General features: G+C 70.5%; 17 protein-coding genes. 12 read left to right on the top strand and 5 right to left on the bottom strand.

Translation table 11 applies throughout. The annotated features are described in order from the left end of the window. Positions 1–91 precede the first annotated feature (91 nt). The 5 genes from D7X12_RS27030 to D7X12_RS27050 all read right to left on the bottom strand — a co-directional run bounded on the left by D7X12_RS27030 (position 92) and on the right by D7X12_RS27050 (position 6,751). On the bottom strand, positions 92–1,855 hold the full coding sequence (locus D7X12_RS27030) for a chloride channel protein (RefSeq protein WP_120628169.1): 1,764 nt from the start codon (positions 1,853–1,855) through the stop codon (positions 92–94). Positions 1,856–1,957: 102 nt separating this feature from the next. Beyond that, complete coding sequence (locus D7X12_RS27035) at positions 1,958–3,532, bottom strand: S1C family serine protease (RefSeq protein ID WP_120628157.1); 1,575 nt, start codon at positions 3,530–3,532, stop codon at positions 1,958–1,960. Positions 3,533–3,732: 200 nt separating this feature from the next. Beyond that, positions 3,733–4,686 (bottom strand): metallophosphoesterase family protein, encoded by a 954-nt coding sequence (locus D7X12_RS27040; protein ID WP_120628158.1) that lies wholly within the window; start codon positions 4,684–4,686, stop codon positions 3,733–3,735. 13 nt (positions 4,687–4,699) lie between these two features. Next, complete coding sequence (locus D7X12_RS27045; protein WP_120628159.1) at positions 4,700–6,061, bottom strand: sensor histidine kinase; 1,362 nt, start codon at positions 6,059–6,061, stop codon at positions 4,700–4,702. A 9-nt stretch (positions 6,062–6,070) separates the two neighbouring features. Further along, positions 6,071–6,751, bottom strand: coding sequence for a response regulator (locus D7X12_RS27050; protein WP_120628160.1), 681 nt, complete (start codon positions 6,749–6,751; stop codon positions 6,071–6,073). Positions 6,752–7,248: 497 nt separating this feature from the next. On the opposite strand from D7X12_RS27050, the gene D7X12_RS27055 reads away from it, so the two are divergent. From D7X12_RS27055 to ribD, 12 genes are all read left to right on the top strand, one after another. After that, positions 7,249–7,848, top strand: coding sequence for a YceD family protein (locus D7X12_RS27055; RefSeq protein WP_120628161.1), 600 nt, complete (start codon positions 7,249–7,251; stop codon positions 7,846–7,848). A gap of 58 nt (positions 7,849–7,906) precedes the next feature. After that, positions 7,907–8,095 carry a 50S ribosomal protein L32 gene (gene rpmF, locus D7X12_RS27060; protein ID WP_014395447.1) on the top strand — a complete coding sequence of 63 codons (189 nt, stop codon included), beginning with the start codon at positions 7,907–7,909 and terminating at the stop codon, positions 8,093–8,095. Between the two features lie 20 nt (positions 8,096–8,115). Next, a complete protein-coding gene (plsX, locus tag D7X12_RS27065) occupies positions 8,116–9,177 on the top strand; it encodes a phosphate acyltransferase PlsX (protein WP_120628170.1) in 1,062 nt (353 codons plus the stop codon). A 47-nt stretch (positions 9,178–9,224) separates the two neighbouring features. Next, on the top strand, positions 9,225–10,220 hold the full coding sequence (locus D7X12_RS27070) for a beta-ketoacyl-ACP synthase III (RefSeq protein WP_120628162.1): 996 nt from the start codon (positions 9,225–9,227) through the stop codon (positions 10,218–10,220). A gap of 28 nt (positions 10,221–10,248) precedes the next feature. Then, the gene (gene fabD, locus D7X12_RS27075; protein ID WP_120628163.1) at positions 10,249–11,187 is read left to right on the top strand and encodes an ACP S-malonyltransferase; all 939 of its coding nucleotides are present in this window, start codon (positions 10,249–10,251) and stop codon (positions 11,185–11,187) included. Next, on the top strand, positions 11,184–11,933 hold the full coding sequence (gene fabG, locus D7X12_RS27080) for a 3-oxoacyl-[acyl-carrier-protein] reductase (RefSeq protein ID WP_120628164.1): 750 nt from the start codon (positions 11,184–11,186) through the stop codon (positions 11,931–11,933). The genes fabD and fabG overlap by 4 nt, the downstream gene beginning before the upstream one ends. 107 nt (positions 11,934–12,040) lie before the next feature. Next, positions 12,041–12,283 (top strand): acyl carrier protein, encoded by a 243-nt coding sequence (gene acpP / locus D7X12_RS27085; protein ID WP_120613333.1) that lies wholly within the window; start codon positions 12,041–12,043, stop codon positions 12,281–12,283. Positions 12,284–12,370: 87 nt separating this feature from the next. Beyond that, complete coding sequence (fabF, locus tag D7X12_RS27090) at positions 12,371–13,627, top strand: beta-ketoacyl-ACP synthase II (RefSeq protein WP_120628165.1); 1,257 nt, start codon at positions 12,371–12,373, stop codon at positions 13,625–13,627. 100 nt (positions 13,628–13,727) lie between these two features. Next, positions 13,728–14,174 carry a ribose 5-phosphate isomerase B gene (rpiB, locus tag D7X12_RS27095; protein WP_120628166.1) on the top strand — a complete coding sequence of 149 codons (447 nt, stop codon included), beginning with the start codon at positions 13,728–13,730 and terminating at the stop codon, positions 14,172–14,174. Between the two features lie 49 nt (positions 14,175–14,223). Next, a complete protein-coding gene (gene glyA, locus D7X12_RS27100; RefSeq protein ID WP_120628167.1) occupies positions 14,224–15,480 on the top strand; it encodes a serine hydroxymethyltransferase in 1,257 nt (418 codons plus the stop codon). 7 nt (positions 15,481–15,487) lie between these two features. Continuing rightward, complete coding sequence (gene nrdR / locus D7X12_RS27105) at positions 15,488–15,991, top strand: transcriptional regulator NrdR (protein WP_120613337.1); 504 nt, start codon at positions 15,488–15,490, stop codon at positions 15,989–15,991. Positions 15,992–16,001: 10 nt separating this feature from the next. Further along, positions 16,002–17,060: bifunctional diaminohydroxyphosphoribosylaminopyrimidine deaminase/5-amino-6-(5-phosphoribosylamino)uracil reductase RibD (gene ribD, locus D7X12_RS27110; protein ID WP_120628168.1), on the top strand; the 1,059-nt coding region annotated here is incomplete at its 3' end.

Raw genomic sequence — 17,060 nt, forward strand, 5'->3', positions numbered from 1 at the left:
CGTGGGGCGGGGGGCGCAGCAGCACATAGGCCAGCACCCCGCACAGGACGCTCATCGCGACGATGCTCCACGCGCGCGCCCAGGGCTCCATCTAGAAGCGCCCCCGCTTGAGGAGGTCGCCCTTGGAGAGCGAGCCCAGCAGGCGCCGGCCGCTGTCCACCACGGGCAGCCGCTCCAGCTCCGTGTGACCCAACCGCGACGCCACCTCCGCGAGCGACAGGTCCGGGGTGATGGGCTGTACGCCGCTGTCCATCACGTCCGCCGCCACGGTGGCCTGGAGCAGCGAGTGGTCCGGCAGGTGGCCCTTGAGCGCGTCCAGGGTGATGACGCCCAAGAGGCGCCCCTCCGTGTCGGTGACGTACAGGTCCACGCCCGGCGGCTGCTCCAGGAGCAGCAGCACCACCTCGTTGAAGGGGGCGGAAGGGGGCACCCGCTGCGTGATGGGCGACAGCAGCGAACGCACGCCTTCCTCGCGCAGCCAGTGGGGCACGGACGCGGGCACGCGCACGTCGCGGCGCACGAGCACGGAGGTGTAGAGCGACTCCGGCTCCAGGCGGCGGCTGACGACGGCGGCCACCACCGCGGCGAGCATCAAGGGCAGGATGAGGTCGTAGTCGCCCGTCATCTCGAAGATCATCAACACCGCGGACACCGACGCGTGCGTGGTGCCGGCCAGCACCGCGCCCATGCCGAGCAGCGCGTACGCCCCACTGGGCACTCCGCCTGGCAGCACCTCTTCCACCCCCATGCCGAACGCGCCACCCAGCAGCGCGCCGAAGAACAGGGACGGGGTGAAGAGTCCGCCCGGCACGCCCGCGCCCGCGCACAGCGACGTCACCGCCAGCTTCGCGAGCGGGAGGAGGAGCAGCAGCGTCAGGGGCAGCGTCCCGTGCAGGGCCATGTTCACGGAGTCGTAGCCGTTGCCCAGGAGGTAGGGCCCCGCGAGCGCCGTGACGCCCACGAGCGTCATCGCCACGAGCGGCATGAAGGGGGCGAGCCACGCGGGCACGCGGTCCAGCAGGTCCGAGGTGACGTTGATGCCCCGCACGTAGAGCGCGGAGGCTCCCCCCACGAGCACGCCCAGGAGGAGGGCCAGCAGCAGCTCGCGCGGGTGGACGAGCGCGTAGTGGGGGATGACGTAGCTGGGGTGATCCGCGATGAGGGTGCGCGACACGAGCGTCGCCACCACGCACGACACGACGATGGGGCCGAAGAGCTCCAGCGCGAAGCTGCCCAGCAGCACCTCCAGCCCGAAGAGGGCCGCGCCGATGGGGACGTTGTACGCGGACGCGATGCCCGCCGAAGCGCCGCAAGCGACGAGGACCCGCGCCTGTCCCGGCCCCAGCCGCAGCCACCCGGACAGCGCCGAGCCGCTGGCCGCGCCCGTCTGGAGGAGCGCGCCCTCGCGGCCCAGGGGAGCCCCCAGCGCCACCGCGATGATGGAGACGAAGCCGCGCAGCAGCGCGCGGGGGAAGGGCAGCCGGCCGGACTTCACCCAGATGGATTCGATGATGCCCGCGGTGCCGTGGCCGCGCAGGGGCTGTCCCACCAGCAGGGACACCAGCGTCACCAGCCCGCCGCCCAGCACCGGCACGAGGAACCGGCGCCAGCCCGGCGAGGCGAGCGCGCCTTCGAGCAAGTGCTCGGTGTTGCTCTGCCAGAACAGGTGCTGGGTGAAGCGAAGCACCGCCAGGAGCGCCACCGCGCCCAGTCCGGAGATGAGCCCCACGCCCACCACCAGCACCCAGAAGCGGCGCTCCTGCCCCAGCAGGCCCCGGAGGATCCGCCGCAACCAGGGCGAGGGCTCACCTGTCCTCAGGTCGGGATGGACGGCACCTGCTGCGGGTTCGGGCATGGCCTCCACACTTGTCCAATGTGGGAAGGCGCGGAGGGCCTTCCCGGGCCCGTGCGTCCGGCTTGCCAACCTGTCCGACTGTCCGACAGGTCCACGGACGGGCTACCTGCCGCGTGACGGGCCTTCGCCCCCGGGCGTGCGTGCGGGCTGGCGCGCTCCGGAGTCCCGGGGCGGTGGCGCGGCCGCCGGGGCGCCGCCGCGCGGTTCGGAGGTGAGCCCCAGGTGGATGCCGGGAGGCGGCGGGTTCTTGAGGACGGACTCGGTCCGGGTGGCGGACTCGGTGACGTCCGGCGCGAAGCGGTCCGCCAGTTCGGCGGCGGCGTCACTCAGGTCGCGGTGCGCGACGATGGTCCGCTCCAGCGTCTTGTTGAGGCGGGCGGCCGTGTCGAACGTCTGGCGGGACTCGTCGGAGGAGGGCAGGGAGTCCTGGTAGGAGAACGCGAGCGTGGCGTCCCTGCGCAGCGCGTCCAGCAGTCGGGCCAGCTGCTGTTGCAGCTCCGCGTCCTGTTCCGCGCGAGGACGTTCGAGCAGGCCGCGCTCACCCCCGAACCAGACGCGCCCCGCGCGACCGAAGCCTCCGTCCGCCGAGCCCGCGGGCAGGTCCTCCAGCACGACGAGCGGGTGTACGCGGCGCGGGAAGTCCTGGCCGTACAGCGCGAAGAGCAGCGTGCCGTCCGCGCGCGGGAACACCGCCGCGATGCGCGAGCCGAAGGGGAAGAAGGGCGTGGCGGACACCTCCGCGCGCTTCGCCACCCGGGCGCGGGCCAGCGCGTCCAGGGGCGTCGTCCCTTCGTTGCGCTTGGGCGTGCGGCGCAGGTTGTTCATCAGGTCGCGGGCTTGATCAATCCCCACCACCACGTTGAGCGCGCTGCCTCGCGAGTAGCCCGCGTGGTAGACGCCCACCAGCTCGAACTCGCCCGTCTTGCAGGAGATGGCGAGCACGGGCGAGCCCGAGTTGCCCTGCGACAGCAGCGCGTCGATGACGAAGTCGTCGTGGTACCAGTCCTTGTACTCGTCGCGGTCGTAAGCGGAGATGACCTTGCCCATGTTGGTGGCGTTGAAGACGCCCAGGGGGAAGCCGCGCACGTCCACCACGTCGCGCTCGCGCAGGGCAGCGCTCCGGCCCACCTTCCATGGCAGCACCGTCAGCGGCGCCTTCGACTTGAGGACGGCCAGGTCCAGCTGCGGATCCGCCACCGCCATGGACAGCGCGATGTCATCGCGGTCGTACGCGTCCGCCTCGTTCTCCACGATGGAGAGCCCGTCCTTCACGCGCTTGCAGCCGGAGGGCACGCCTTCCACCGGGTGCGCGTCGCTGGTGACGTCCGGCCACTCCACCACGTGCTCGTTGGTGAGCAGCAGCGTCTCCCCGGCCTGCTGCCGGTACGCGAACGCGGTGCCGTGCGCGGACACCGGCGTGCGCGAGCGCCGCACGTTGCCCTCCGCGCCGTAGGACAGGCACTCGTACACGGCGGTGCTGCGCACGCAGTACGTGTACTTCTTCTTCACGGACTGCTCGAAGGCGCGCGCCTGGGGCGACAGCGCGCTGTAGCTGTCCGCGTATTCGCCCTCGCAGAAGGGCGCGGCGGCGGGTGCGCTCAGCGCGGGAGGAGGTGGAGCCCCTTCCGTGGCCAGCGCTACCGCGACCACCGACAGTCCGACCGTCCACCAGACCATGGCCCCTCCCTCGTGAATGTCGTCGCCCGCGTCGGCGCCTCCTCGTTGCTAAGGCTCCCGGCGCCGGTCCGCACCTGTGCGTGCGAACGCCAGGACGCGATTCACGCAACGAAGCGCCCGCTGTCCGTCAGAAGCGGTGGCGGGCCTGTCCATTCCCGGACGGGCCCTTGCCACGCGCACCTACCCGGTGGGCGGAAGGCTCACCCGTCCAGGTCGTTGAGCGCGTCGAGCGGCAGCGGCGCCGCGCCCGTCACGGTGCCGTCCATGTCGGTGGGCAGCGTGGACGGGTCGATTTCGGAGGGCGGGCCGTTCTCGAAGGGCGCGGCGACGGCCGGCCGCGCGGAGCCGGGGGCGCCGGGAGGAGGACGCAGCACGGGGCCCGGCGGCGGCAGCCCCGAGTGCCGCCGCGCGGCCTCCATCAGGGCGTTGTGGTGGCGGTATCTCGCCTCCACGAGCTTGTGGATGAGCAGCGGTCCCCCGGGCACGCGGCGCGCGGTGAGGGCCTGGGTGGCCTTGCGCACCGGGTAGCGCACGCGGCGGATCTGCACGCGCCAGCCCTTGGGGGTGAAGGTGAAGACGCCGTAGGCGGGGCGCAGGTCGCCATCGCGCGGGATGCCGGCGCTGGCCACGTCCGCGATGAGCATCCGGCCCACGCGCCGCCGGTAGGGGAAGTGCAGGTGGCCGAAGGCGCACGCGGCCGCGTCCAGGTGCGTGAAGAAGCGGCGCACGGCGTGGTCGTCCAGCGTGGGGTCCAACGACTCTTCCAGGTTGCGCGGGTTGGCGTGGCAGATGAACAGGTCCTGCCCCTTGCGCGGCGTGTAGCGCAGGGAGAAGGGCATCTGTCCCAACTGCTGGAGCAGCGTTTCGCCCAGCTGGTCGCGCGTCCAGCGCAAGAGCTCCGTCTTCCAGTGATCCCGCTCGCGGTACGCGCCGCCCAGGTAGTTGCCGGCGAGGTACGCGTCCGTGTTGCCCATGATGAGCGCGTGGCAGCGGCTGAAGAGCAGCTCCACCGTCTCACGCGGATGGGCGCCGCGCAGGGCCAGGTCTCCGGCCGCGACGATGTAATCCGGCGCCACCGATTTGGTGATGTCGTCCAGCACGGCCTCGCAGGCCGGAAGGTTTCCGTGAATGTCCGCGAGGATGGCGACCCGCATGGCCGCCCCCATCCTAGCCCGTCGCCGCCGTCGGGCCAGCCGCTGAGGGTAGAAAAATGACGAAGGTGCTGCCCGCGTTCGGCTGGCTCTCCACCTTCACCTCGCCATCCATCGCGCCCATCAGGTGCTTCACGATGGAAAGGCCCAGTCCCGTTCCACCCATGTCCCGGCTGCGACCCTTGTCCACCCGGTAGAATCGCTCGAAAATCCGGGAAAGGTGCTTGGACTCGATTCCCACGCCTGTGTCGCGCACGCGCACCACGCAGCGGCCGCCCTCATACGCACCGTCCACGTCCACCCGTCCACCGGCGGGCGTGTACTTCACCGCGTTGTCGAGGAGGTTGAGGAGCACCTGCTCGATGGCGCGCCCGTCGCCCAGGGCCACGAGCTCCGGCGGGACGTGGAGGCCGATGTGCTGGTTCTTGCCCTCGGCCTTGGGGCGCACGCCTTCCGCGGCGCGGGACACGGCCAGCGCGAGGGGGACCTCGGTGCGCTGGAAGGTCATCTCGCGAGACTCCAGGCGGGACAGCTCCAGCAGGTCCTCCACCAGCTCGGAGAGGCGTTCGGACTGGCGGTGGATGATCTCCACCATCCGGGGCGCCGCCTGCGCGTCGTTCAGCGCGCCGCCCTGGAGCGTCTCCGCGTAGCCCCGGATGGCGGTGATGGGCGTGCGCAGCTCGTGGGAGACGTTGGCGACGAAGTCCTTGCGGACCTTCTCCAGCCTTCGCAGCTCGGTGACGTCGTGGAAGACGGCGGCGCTGCCGGGCAGGTCGCGTCCCACGGGGGTCACCCGTACGGCCAGCGTGCGGGAGAACAGGCCCTCGAGCGTCAGCTCCAGCCGCGCCGACGCGCCCTCCTGGCAGGCGCGGGCCACCGCGTCATTGAGGGCCTCGTTGCGGATCAGCGCGAGCGGCCGCTGGCCCACGATGGCGCCCTGCGCGGGCCGGAGCATCTCCGCCAACGCGTCGTTGTGACGCACCACGGTGCCCTCCGCGTCCGTCACCCACAGGCCCTCGGCCATGCCGTCCAGCACGGCGGTGAGGATGCGGGCCTCCTGGTTGAGCGCCGCGTTGCGCGTGGACAGCCGGTCGTCCAGCGTGTCGATGGCGTCTTCCAGCTGGGCCAGGTCGTCGGTGCGCTCCAGGGCGGCGGGGGGCAGGAGCATCACCCCTTCGGCCAGCGACTGCGTCTTCTGGGTCAGGGCGCGCAGCTGGCGGTCCATCGCCACGCGGCTCGTCCCCAGCGCCAGCGCGGAGCCCGCGAGCGTGATGAGCCCCGCGGCGAGCGCGCCCGCCGGATGTCCGAAGAGGACGAGCAGCGCGGAGACGAGGAGGGCGGGGACCAGCAGGGCCAGGAGCGTGGAGCGCAGGGGCATGGCGGAGGTTCAGGGAGGGCTGAGCTTGTAGCCCACGCCGCGCACGGTCTCGATGATGTCGCCCGCGGGGCCCAGCTTCTCGCGCAGGCGCTTGATGTGCGTGTCCACGGTGCGGGTGTGGATCTCCGCCTGGATGCCCCAGACGTCGGACAGCAGCACCTCGCGCGTCTGCACGCGGTCGCTGCGCTCCAGCAGGGTGCGCAGCAGGCGGAACTCCAGTGCGGTGAGCACCACCTCCTCGCCCTTGACGCGCACCTGGTGGCGCGACGTGTCCAGGCTGATGTCCCCCGCGCCCAGCACCGCGGCGGGGCCTTCTTCCGCGTCCGCGCGGCGCAGCACGGCCTTCACGCGCAGGAGCAGCTCGCGCACGGAGAAGGGCTTCACCACGTAGTCGTCCGCGCCCAGCTCCAGGCCCTGGATGCGGTCGGCCTCCTGGCCCTTGGCGCTGACGATGACGACCGCGGCCTTCTTGAGCTCCGGGTCGTTCTTGAGCATGCGCAGCACCTCGCTGCCCGCCACGTCCGGGAGCATCAGGTCCAGCAGCACCAGGTCCGGCGGCTGCGCGCGGGCCCGGGCGAGGCCCCCGGCGCCGGTGTTCGCGGTGTCGGTCTCGAAGCCCGCCGCGCGGAGGTTGTAGTCAACGAGGCCGGCCAGGTCCTGCTCGTCCTCGATGATGAGGATGCGCGCCATGAAAGGTGCTCCCGCGAGGGGGATGGAATGCGTGGCGTCCCGTAACAGATTCGTTCCGGCCCGCTCGGGACAACCATGTGACATCCGCGCGCCGTGCCTGCCCGCCTCCCCCCTTCAACGGACAGGACGGGGGCGGCCCTTCCTTCAACGCTGGAGCCAGGTGCGCTGCGGTTCGGTGCCGTTGCGCCGGGTCACTGATGGCGGGGCTCGCCGGGCCAAACTGGAGGAGGGGGCCGTGGGAAGGGGCGCATGGGCCTGCGCCGACAGGGCGAGCATCAGCCCGAGCCCCCGACGCAGAGTGCGCCCGGCCAACCTCGGGCGGGGACGCGCATCAGATGGAAACCTACCAGAGCGCTGTTGAAGGGATCCATGCGATGAAGGCCTCCGTCAGCGACGGGAGCCAGGGGCCGTCTGGAGGCCGCGGTGATAATCCGGCGTGTTGACTGAAGGGGGGAGTCCCTCTATGTTGCGCGCCCTTTTGACGGGAAGCCTTGTAGATGCTCGTAAAGATTGAACAAATCAAAGACGCGGGGCTGAAGCTCGATGAGCCCATCGCTCTTGGGCTCCTGTCGGAGGTCCTGAGCGGGTCGGCGTCAGGTCATGACACCGGCTTCCAGGCGACCCAACCGTCGACGCTCCATGCCTCGCTGCGCAAGCTCAGTGGCGGTGTGCTGCTGCAGGGCCAGTTCACGCTCAGCGTGACGGCCCCCTGCAAGCGCTGCCTCACCGACGTGAAGATGGAGCTGCCGGTGTCCTTCACCATCAACCTGGTGCCGGAGTCGCTGGCCCGGGGAGATGACTTCAAGGACGCCGACGAGAAGCACATGGAGAAGAAGGAGCGCGTCCAGGGCGAGTCGGGCGGCACCTTCGAAATCAACGACGCGGACGAGCAGCTGTTCGACGGAAAGACGATCGATCTGGATCCGATCGTCCGAGAACAGGTATTGCTCGCGCTCCCGATGAACGCGGTCTGCCGGGATGACTGCCAGGGGCTCTGCTCGCAGTGCGGCCAGAACCTCAATGATACGAAGTGCGGATGCACGCCGAAGGTCGCTGACCCTCGACTGGCGCCGCTGATGAACATCAAGCTGAACTGACGGTCCCTATGCCCCTCGCAAGCCGCGAGGGGGGACGGGTCCGATGCCGAGGTGAGTCGTGGGAGTTCCCAAGAAGCGGACGTCGAAGATGCGCCGGGACCGTCGTCGGGCGGGCAACAACAACCTGCGGACCCCCGTGCAGGTCATCAAGTGCTCCAAGTGCAAGGAGCCCGTGATGCCGCACCGCGCCTGCGCGGCCTGTGGCAACTACGGGGGCCGTGAAGTCATCGCGACCGCCGCCGAGTAGCTGAAAGGCGGATGACGCCGGTGCGGCTCGTCCTCGACGCGATGGGTGGCGACCACGCCCCTGACGCCGTCGTGGAAGGAGGCGTGCTTTTCGCGCGAGCGTATCCCGGGCACGAACTCGTGCTGGTCGGGGACGCCACGCGTGTGCGCCCCCTCCTGGAGCGCGCCGGTAGCCCCGCAAACGTCCAGCTCCACCACGCGTCGGAAGTGGTGGAGATGGACGACCCCGCCTCCGCTGCGTTCCGACGCAAGCGGGACTCCTCGCTCCGGGTGGGCTTCGCGCTCGTCCGGCAAGGGGAGGCGTCCGCCCTGGTCTCCGCCGGCAACTCCGGCGCGGTGATGGCCGGCGGCATGATGACGCTCGGCCGCATCCCTGGCGTGGAGCGTCCCGCCATCGCGGCCCTCTTCCCGGCCCTCAAGGGCAACGGCCGCTGCCTGCTGCTGGACGCGGGCGCCAACGTGGACTGCCGCCCCTCGCACCTGGCCCAGTTCGCCGTGCTCGGCGAGGCCTACCTGCGCACCCGCCTGGGCGTGAAGCGCCCCCGCGTGGCCATCCTCTCCAACGGGGAGGAGCCCTCCAAGGGCACCCAGTTGACGCGGGACGCCAGCGCGCTCCTGCGCGGCTCGGACCTGGAGTTCGTGGGCTACGTGGAGGGCAAGGACCTGTTCTCCGGGGACGTGGAGGTCGTCGTCACCGACGGCTTCACGGGGAACATCGTCCTCAAAACTTCCGAAGGCGTGGGCATGGGCATCACCGGCCTGCTGCGTCAGGCCATCGAGAAGCGCGGCGGCCTGCCGGAGAAGCTGGGGGCGCTGCTCCTCAAGCCCACCCTGGCGGGCCTGCGGCGCGTCATGGACTACGCCGAGTACGGCGGCGCGCCCCTCCTGGGCCTCCAGGGGGTGGGCATCGTCGCCCACGGCCGGTCGTCCCCTCGCGCCATCCACAACGCGCTCGTCACCGCGCTGCAGCATGTGCGCGCGGGCGTGCAGGAGGAGCTGACGCGCTGCATTGCCAACGCGGCTTCCTGGCTCCCTCCGCACCCGAGGGGAAGGAAGCACGAAGCGGAAGAGGTTCCTGATTAGAGCGCGAGGCCCGGGCGTTGGGTACCGACGACTCCCGGAGAGACCTCGTGCCCTGTACCCAGATTCTCGGAACCGGCTCCTATGCCCCCTCGCGGGTCCTGACCAACCAGGACCTGGAGCAGCTCGTCGACACGTCCGACGCATGGATCCGCGAGCGCACCGGCATCCAGGAGCGCCGTCAGGCCGCGCCGGACGAGGCGACGAGCGACCTGGCCGTGCAGGCCTCCCGCCAGGCCCTGGAGATGGCGGGCGTCTCCCCGGAGGACGTGGACCTCATCGTCGTGGGCACCGTCACCCCGGACATGCCCATGCCGTCCTGCGCCGCGCTGGTGCAGGCGAAGCTGGGCGCGCGGCGCGCCTTCGCCTTCGACGTGTCCGCCGCCTGCGCCGGGGCCCTGTACGCCCTGAGCGTGGCGGATCAATTCGTGCGCACGGGGCAGGTGAAGCGGGCCCTCGTCGTGGGCGCGGACGTGCTCTCCCGCACGGTGGACTGGACCGACCGCAACACCTGCGTCCTCTTCGGGGACGGCGCGGGCGCGCTGGTGCTGGGCGCGGACTCCGAGCCGGGCGCCATGGCGCCGCGCGGCATCCTCTCCACCCACCTGCGCACCGACGGCTCGCTGGCGGACCTCCTCTGCATCCCCGGGGGAGGCTCTCGCACCCCCGTCACCGCGGACAACGTGGATGCAAAACTCCACAAGCTCAAGATGAACGGGAAGGAGGTGTTCCGCTTCGCGGTGCGCGCGCTGGTGGAATCCACCCAGACGTCCTTGGGGGCCCATGGAATGACGCCAGGGCAGGTGGACCATGTCATCGCGCATCAGGCCAACCTGCGAATCCTGGAAGCCGTGCTGGAGCGCCTGGAGATTCCGCGGGAAAAATGCTGGCTCAACCTGCACAAGTACGGCAACACGTCGTCCGCCTCGCTGCCCATGTCGCTGGATGAAGCCTGGCGCGCTGGCCGCCTGAAGCGCGGTGACGTCATCGCGATGATGGCCATTGGCGCGGGCATGGCGTGGGGCAGCGCGGTGGTGCGCTGGTAGGCAGGACGACACAAGGAAGGACCGCAACATGGCGAAGGTCGCGTTCGTGTTTCCCGGGCAGGGCAGCCAGGCCGTGGGGATGGGCAAGGACCTCTACGAGCAGTTCCCCGAAGCGCGGGCCGTCTTCGACGCCGTGGATGACGCGCTGGGCGAAAAGCTCTCCACCACCTGCTTCACGGGCCCGGAGGACGCGCTGAAGCTCACCGCCACCACCCAGCCGGCCATCCTCACGGTGTCGGCCGCGGTGCACGCGGTGTTCCAGAAGCGCGGCCCGGCCCCCGCGTTCGTCGCGGGCCACTCGCTGGGGGAGTACTCCGCGCTCGTGGCCGCTGGCGCGATGGAACTCCAGGACGCGGCGCGGGCGGTGCGCGCGCGCGGCACGTTCATGCAGGAGGCGGTGCCCGCGGGCGTGGGCGCGATGGCGGCCATCCTGGGCCTGGCTCCGGACGCGGTGAGGGCCGCCTGTGAGGCCGCGGCGGAGGGGCAGATTGTCTCGCCCGCCAACTACAACTCGCCCGAGCAGACCGTCATCGCCGGCCACGCGGCCGCGGTGGAGCGCGCGGGCGCCAGGTGCAAGGAGGCCGGGGCCAAGCGGGTGATGCCGCTGCCCGTCTCCGCGCCCTTCCACTGCGCGCTGATGGACCCCGTGAAGCCGAGGCTCGCGGAGGTGCTCGCGGGCGTCCGCATCCAGGCGCCGCGCGTCCCGGTGGTGAGCAACGTGGAGGCCCAGCCCTACACGGACGTCGCGCGCGTGGTGCCGCTGCTGCTCGCGCAGGTGAGCGCGCCCGTGCGCTGGATCGAGTGCGTGGAGGCGCTGAAGGCCCACGGCGTCACGCACGTGGTGGAGCTGGGGCCGGGCAAGGTGCTGGGCGGCCTCATCAAGCGCATCACCAAGGACATCGAATCGTTCAACGTCGAAAACGCCGCGAGCCTGGAGAAGGTGCTCGCCGCGCTGGGGGCAGCATGAGCGGCTTCAAGGACAAGGTGGTGCTGGTGACGGGCGGCTCGCGCGGCATCGGCCGGGCGTGCGCGCTGGCCTTCGCGAACGCGGGCGCGGCCACCGTCGTCATCAGCTACGTGGGCAACGAGGCCGCCGCCACGGAGACCGTGGGGCTGCTCCAGCAGGCGGGCGCCAAGGCGGAGGCCCTCCGCTTCGACGTGGCGGACACCGCCGCGTGCGCCGGCGCCGTGGAGGGCGTCCTCAAGACGCACGGGCGGCTGGACGTGCTCGTGAACAACGCGGGCGTCGCGGTGGACGGGCTTGTCATGCGCATGAAGGACGAGGACTGGGACCGGCAGCTGGACACCAACCTCAAGGGCGCCTTCGCCCTGATTCGCGCCGTCAGCCGCCCGATGATGAAGCAGAAGAGCGGCGCCATCATCAACCTCACCTCGGTCGTGGGGGAGATGGGCAACCCCGGCCAGGCCGCCTACTCGGCCTCCAAGGCGGGGCTTATCGGCCTGACCAAGTCGGTGGCCAAGGAGCTGGCCAGCCGCAACATCCGGGTCAATGCCGTGTCCCCGGGCTTCATCGGGACGGACATGACGTCGCACCTGGACGACGAGCTGCGCCAGAAGATGGTGTCCGGTATCGCGCTGGCCCGCCTGGGCAACCCGGAGGAGGTCGCCGGGGCCGTGTTGTTCCTCGCGAGTGATGCGGCGTCCTACATCACCGGCGAGGTCCTGAAGGTCAACGGCGGCATGTACATGTAAGCCAAGGTTGGATTGCCGCCGGGCGTGGGATATACCGCGCCGGCCTTTAAGACGGCCCGCCCGAGTCAAGGCGGCGCCCCATCTGGTTGCTGGAGGGTCCCACACTTATGTCGACTTCACCCATCGAAGCCAAGATCAAGTCCATCATCGCCGACCAGCTCGGGGTGGGAGAGGATGAGATCACGCTCGCGTCCTCCTTCATCGAAGACCTGGGCGCGGACAGCCTCGACATCGTCGAGCTCGTGATGGCGATGGAGGAGGAGTTCGAGGTCGAGATTCCCGACGACGAGGCGGAGAACATCAAGACCGTCGGCGACGCCGTGAACTACGTGAACACCCACAAGAAGTAGCAGCCGCGACACCCGGAGTGTCGGGGCCACTGGGAGCGTCCTTTCCACTGGCGCTCCGCGCCCCATCGCGGTCAGCGGAGAAGAAACGTGTCAAACCGTCGAGTCGTCATCACCGGAACCGGCATGATTTCAGCGCTGGGAACCGGCACCGAGAAGAACTGGCAGGCCCTCTTGGCCGGCCAATCCGGCATCGGTCCGGTCACCCGTTTCGATCCGGGGAAGATCGACGCGCGCATCGCGGGCGAGGTGAAGGACTTCCAGCCCGAGCAGTTCATCGACAGGCGCGAGGTGCGCCGGATGGACCTGTTCGCCCAGTACGCGATGGCCGCGGCCGACATGGCGGTGAAGGAGTCGGGCCTGCCCATCGGCCCCGACGCGCCCCATGGCTACAACCCGGAGCGCGTGGGCGTCATCGTGGGCTCCGGCATCGGAGGCATCTCCTCGCTCGAGGAGCAGCACCGCAAGGGGCTGGAGAAGGGGTTTGACCGGCTGTCGCCCTTCTTCATCATCCAGATGATCGTCAACATGGCGCCTGGGCTCATCTCCATGCGCTACAACTGCAAGGGGCCCAACTGGGCCCCGGTGTCCGCGTGCGCCACCAGCGCCCACGCCATCGGCGAGGCCTGGAAGTCCATCCGCCTGGGTGAGACGGACGCGGCCATCGCGGGCGGCGCGGAGGCGGCCATCACCCCGCTGGGCCTGGGCGGCTTCTCCGTGATGAAGGCCCTGTCCACGCGCAACGACGACCCTGCCGGTTCCAGCCGTCCCTTCGACAAGGACCGCGACGGGTTCGTGATGGGCGAGGGCGCGGGCATCGTCATCCTGGAGGAGATGGAGGCCGCGAAGAAGCGCGGCGCCAACATCCTCGCGGAGGTCGTGGGCTACGGCGCCAACTCGGACGCCTACCACGTCACCCAGCCGGCCCCGGAGGGCGAGGGCGCGGCGCGCTGCATGCGGCTGGCGCTCCAGTCCGCGGGCATGCGGCCGGAGGAGGTGGGCTACATCAACGCCCACGGCACCTCCACGCCGTTCAACGACGCCAACGAGACCAAGGCCCTCAAGGCCGTGTTCGGCGCCCATGCGCGCAAGCTGGCGGTGTCGTCCACCAAGTCCATGACGGGCCACATGCTCGGCGCGGCGGGTGGCGCGGAGGCGGTGGTCAGCGTGCGGGTGCTCACGCACAACGTGCTGCCGCCCACCATCAACCAGACGACGCCGGACCCTGACTGCGACCTGGACTACGTGCCCAACACGGCGCGCGAGGCCCGGGTGGACGCGGTGATGAGCAACTCGTTCGGCTTCGGTGGCACCAACGCGGTGTTGGTGTTCAAGCGCTTCGCCTGACGGCCTTCCGGCCCGCTGCTCCCGCGAAGGCGGGGCGGCGGGCAGGGGCCTTCGCTTCCAGGCCCCGCCCTCCAAGCGGGCGCCGCCTTGGAGTCCGGTCTTGAAAGTCATCCTTGCCTCGGACCACGCGGGCATCGAGCTGCGCCAGGAACTGGTCGCCCTCCTGAAGGAGCGCGGCACCGCGTTCGAGGACCTGGGCCCCCACACGCGCGAGTCCGTGGACTACCCGGACTTCGCCTCGCAGGTGGCGCGGGCCGTGGTCGCGGACGCCGGCACGCTGGGCGTGCTGGTGTGCGGCACCGGCATTGGCATGAGCATCGTGGCCAACAAGCACCGGGGCGTGCGCGCGGCCCTGTGCACCACGGAGTTCGAGGCGCGGATGACGCGCGCGCACAACGACGCCAACGTGCTGTGCTTGGGCCAGCGCGTGGTGGGCGCCGGCGTGGCGCGGGGCATCCTGGAGGCCTTCCTCTCCACCGCCTTCGAGGGCGGCCGTCACGAGAAGCGCGTCCAGAAGATCCGCGACGTCGAAGCGCAGCAGCGCTGAAGTCCGACGTCCCACTGCTGTCCCCTTTTGTCGCCAGGAGGCAACCCCCATGGAGAACACCCGCACGCTGGCCCAGGTGGACCCCGAAATCGCCCAGGTGCTCCGTCAGGAGACCGAGCGTCAGGAAGAGGGCCTGGAGCTCATCGCCTCGGAGAACTTCGTCAGCCCCGCGGTGATGGAGGCGGTGGGCTCCGTGCTCACCAACAAGTACGCGGAAGGCTACCCCGGCAAGCGCTACTACGGCGGCTGCGAAGTCGTGGACGTGGCGGAGACGCTGGCCATCAACCGCGCGAAGGAGCTGTTCGGCGCGGAGGCCGCCAACGTGCAGGCGCACTCCGGCAGCCAGGCCAACATGGGCGCCTTCATGGCCCTCATGAAGACCGGCGACACCATGCTGTCGCTGGACCTGAACTCCGGCGGCCACCTCACCCACGGCGCGGCGTTCAACTTCTCCGGCAAGCTCTACAAGGTCGTCCACTACGGCCTGACGCGCGACACGGAGACCATCGACTTCGCGCAGGTGGAGGCGCTGGCGCTGGAGCACAAGCCGAAGGTGCTGGTGGTGGGCGCGAGCGCCTACCCGCGCACGCTCGACTTCGCGAAGTTCCGGGAGATCGCCGACAAGGCGGGCGCCGCGATGCTGGTGGACATGGCCCACATCGCGGGGCTCGTCGCTGCGGGCGTGCACCCGTCCCCGGTGCCCTTCGCTGAAATCGTCACCACCACCACGCACAAGACGCTGCGCGGGCCGCGCGGCGGCATGGTGCTGAGCCGCGAGGCCTTCGCCAAGAGCATCAACAGCCAGATCTTCCCCGGCATCCAGGGCGGCCCGCTGATGCACGCCATCGCGGGCAAGGCGGTGGCCTTCAAGGAAGCGCTGACGCCGGAGTTCAAGGCGTACCAGAAGCAGATCGTCGCCAACGCCCAGGCGCTGGCGGAGGCGCTGAAGTCCGCGGGCCTGCGGCTGTGCTCGGGCGGCACGGACAACCACCTGATGCTGGTGGACCTGCGCCCGAAGAAGCTCAACGGCAAGGTGGCCGAGGAGGTGCTCGGCAAGGCGGGCATCACCGTGAACAAGAACATGATCCCCTTCGACCCGGAGAAGCCGATGGTGACCTCTGGCGTCCGGGTGGGCACGCCCGCCATCACCACGCGCGGCATGCGCGAGGCGGAGATGGCGGTGGTGGGCCGGCTCATCGGGCAGGCCCTGGACAGCGCCCAGGACGACGCGGGGCTCGCGCGGGTGCGCGGCCAGGTGACGGAGCTTTCCCAGGGCTTCCCGCTGTACGCCTCGCGGTTGAAGTAACCCGCCCGTGCGCTGCCCCTTCTGCCAGGACGCGGAGAACAAGGTCATCGACTCGCGAGAGTCGCATGAGGGCTCCGTCATCCGACGGCGCCGCGAGTGCCTGGCCTGCAAGCGACGCTTCACCACGTACGAGCGGGTGGAGGAACTCTACCCGCTCATCGTGAAGAAGGACGGGCGGCGCGAGGCGTTCGACCGGGAGAAGATGCTCAACGGCCTGAAGAAGGCCTGCGAGAAGCGCCCGGTGTCCGCCGCGCAGCTGGAAGAGACGGTGGAGGACATCGAACGGATGCTCCAGGGGATGGGGGAGAAGGAAGTGCCCTCGTCCTCCATTGGAGAGCAGGTGATGCGGCGGTTGCAGCAACTCGACGAGGTGGCCTATGTGCGCTTCGCGTCGGTGTACCGCAGCTTCCGGGACATCTCCGAGTTCATGCATGAGCTGAAGGACCTGCTCGAGGACCAGGAGCGTGAGCGCAAGGTGAAGCCACCTTCGACTCCGCCCAAGGACGGTTAGGAAGGGCGGTATGCGCTTGCTCACGCGGGGACGGTTGCAGGCTGCGAAGACGCCCCGGGCGAAGCGCGCGGCGGACTTCGACCGCGCGGTGGCCGAGTTCTTCATGCGCATCGCGCTGGAGGAGGCCGCCAAGGGTCTGGGCCGCACCAGCCCCAACCCCGTGGTGGGGGCGGTGCTGGTGAAGGGCGGCAGAATCATCGCGCGCGGCCACCACAGGAAGGCCGGCACGGCGCACGCCGAAGTCGTCGCGCTGGAGGCCGCCGGCTCCAAGGCGCGCGGCGCGGACCTCTACACGACGCTGGAGCCATGCGACCACTACGGGCGCACCCCGCCGTGCAGCCTCGCGGTGCTGGAGGCCGGCGTGCGGCGCGTGTTCAGCGCGTCGTCGGATCCGAACCCGCTGGTGAGCGGCAAGGGGCTCAACCGGCTCAAGCGCGGCGGCGTCGCGGTGGTGACGCACGTCCTCCAGGACGAGGCGGACGCGCTCAACCGGCCCTTCTTCAAGGTCATGCGCACGGGCTTGCCCTGGGTGACGCTCAAGGCCGCGGCGACGCTGGACGGGAAGATCGCCGCGCCGAGCGGCGACTCCCGCTGGGTGACGGGCGAGGCCTCGCGCGCCTGGGTGCACCGGCTGCGCGACCAGGTGGACGCCATCCTCGTGGGCGCCAACACTGTGCGCATGGACGACCCGCAGCTCACCACCCGGCTGCCCGGCGGTGGGGGCAAGGACCCGGTGCGCGTGGTGGTGGACTCGCACCTCAAGCTGTCGCCCGGGCACACCGTCTTCAACCTGCGCAGCGCCGCGCGCACCGTCGTGGCCACGCTGGAGGACCCGGAGGGGCGGCGGGCGCGGCGCTTCCTCGCGCAGGGCGTGGAGGTCTGGCACGTGCGCGCGAAGCAGGACCGCGTGGACCTGAAGGCCGTGCTGCGCCGCGTGGCGAAGGAGGGGCTCAGCCACGTGCTGGTGGAGGGCGGGGCGGGGATGTACGGCACGCTCTTGCGCGAGCGCCTGGCGGATGCGCTCGCCCTGTTCCTCGCCCCCAAGCTGGAGGGGGCGGGCGGCCTGTCC

The sequence above is a fragment of the Corallococcus sicarius genome (assembly GCF_003611735.1).
Lineage (GTDB): Bacteria > Myxococcota > Myxococcia > Myxococcales > Myxococcaceae > Corallococcus > Corallococcus sicarius.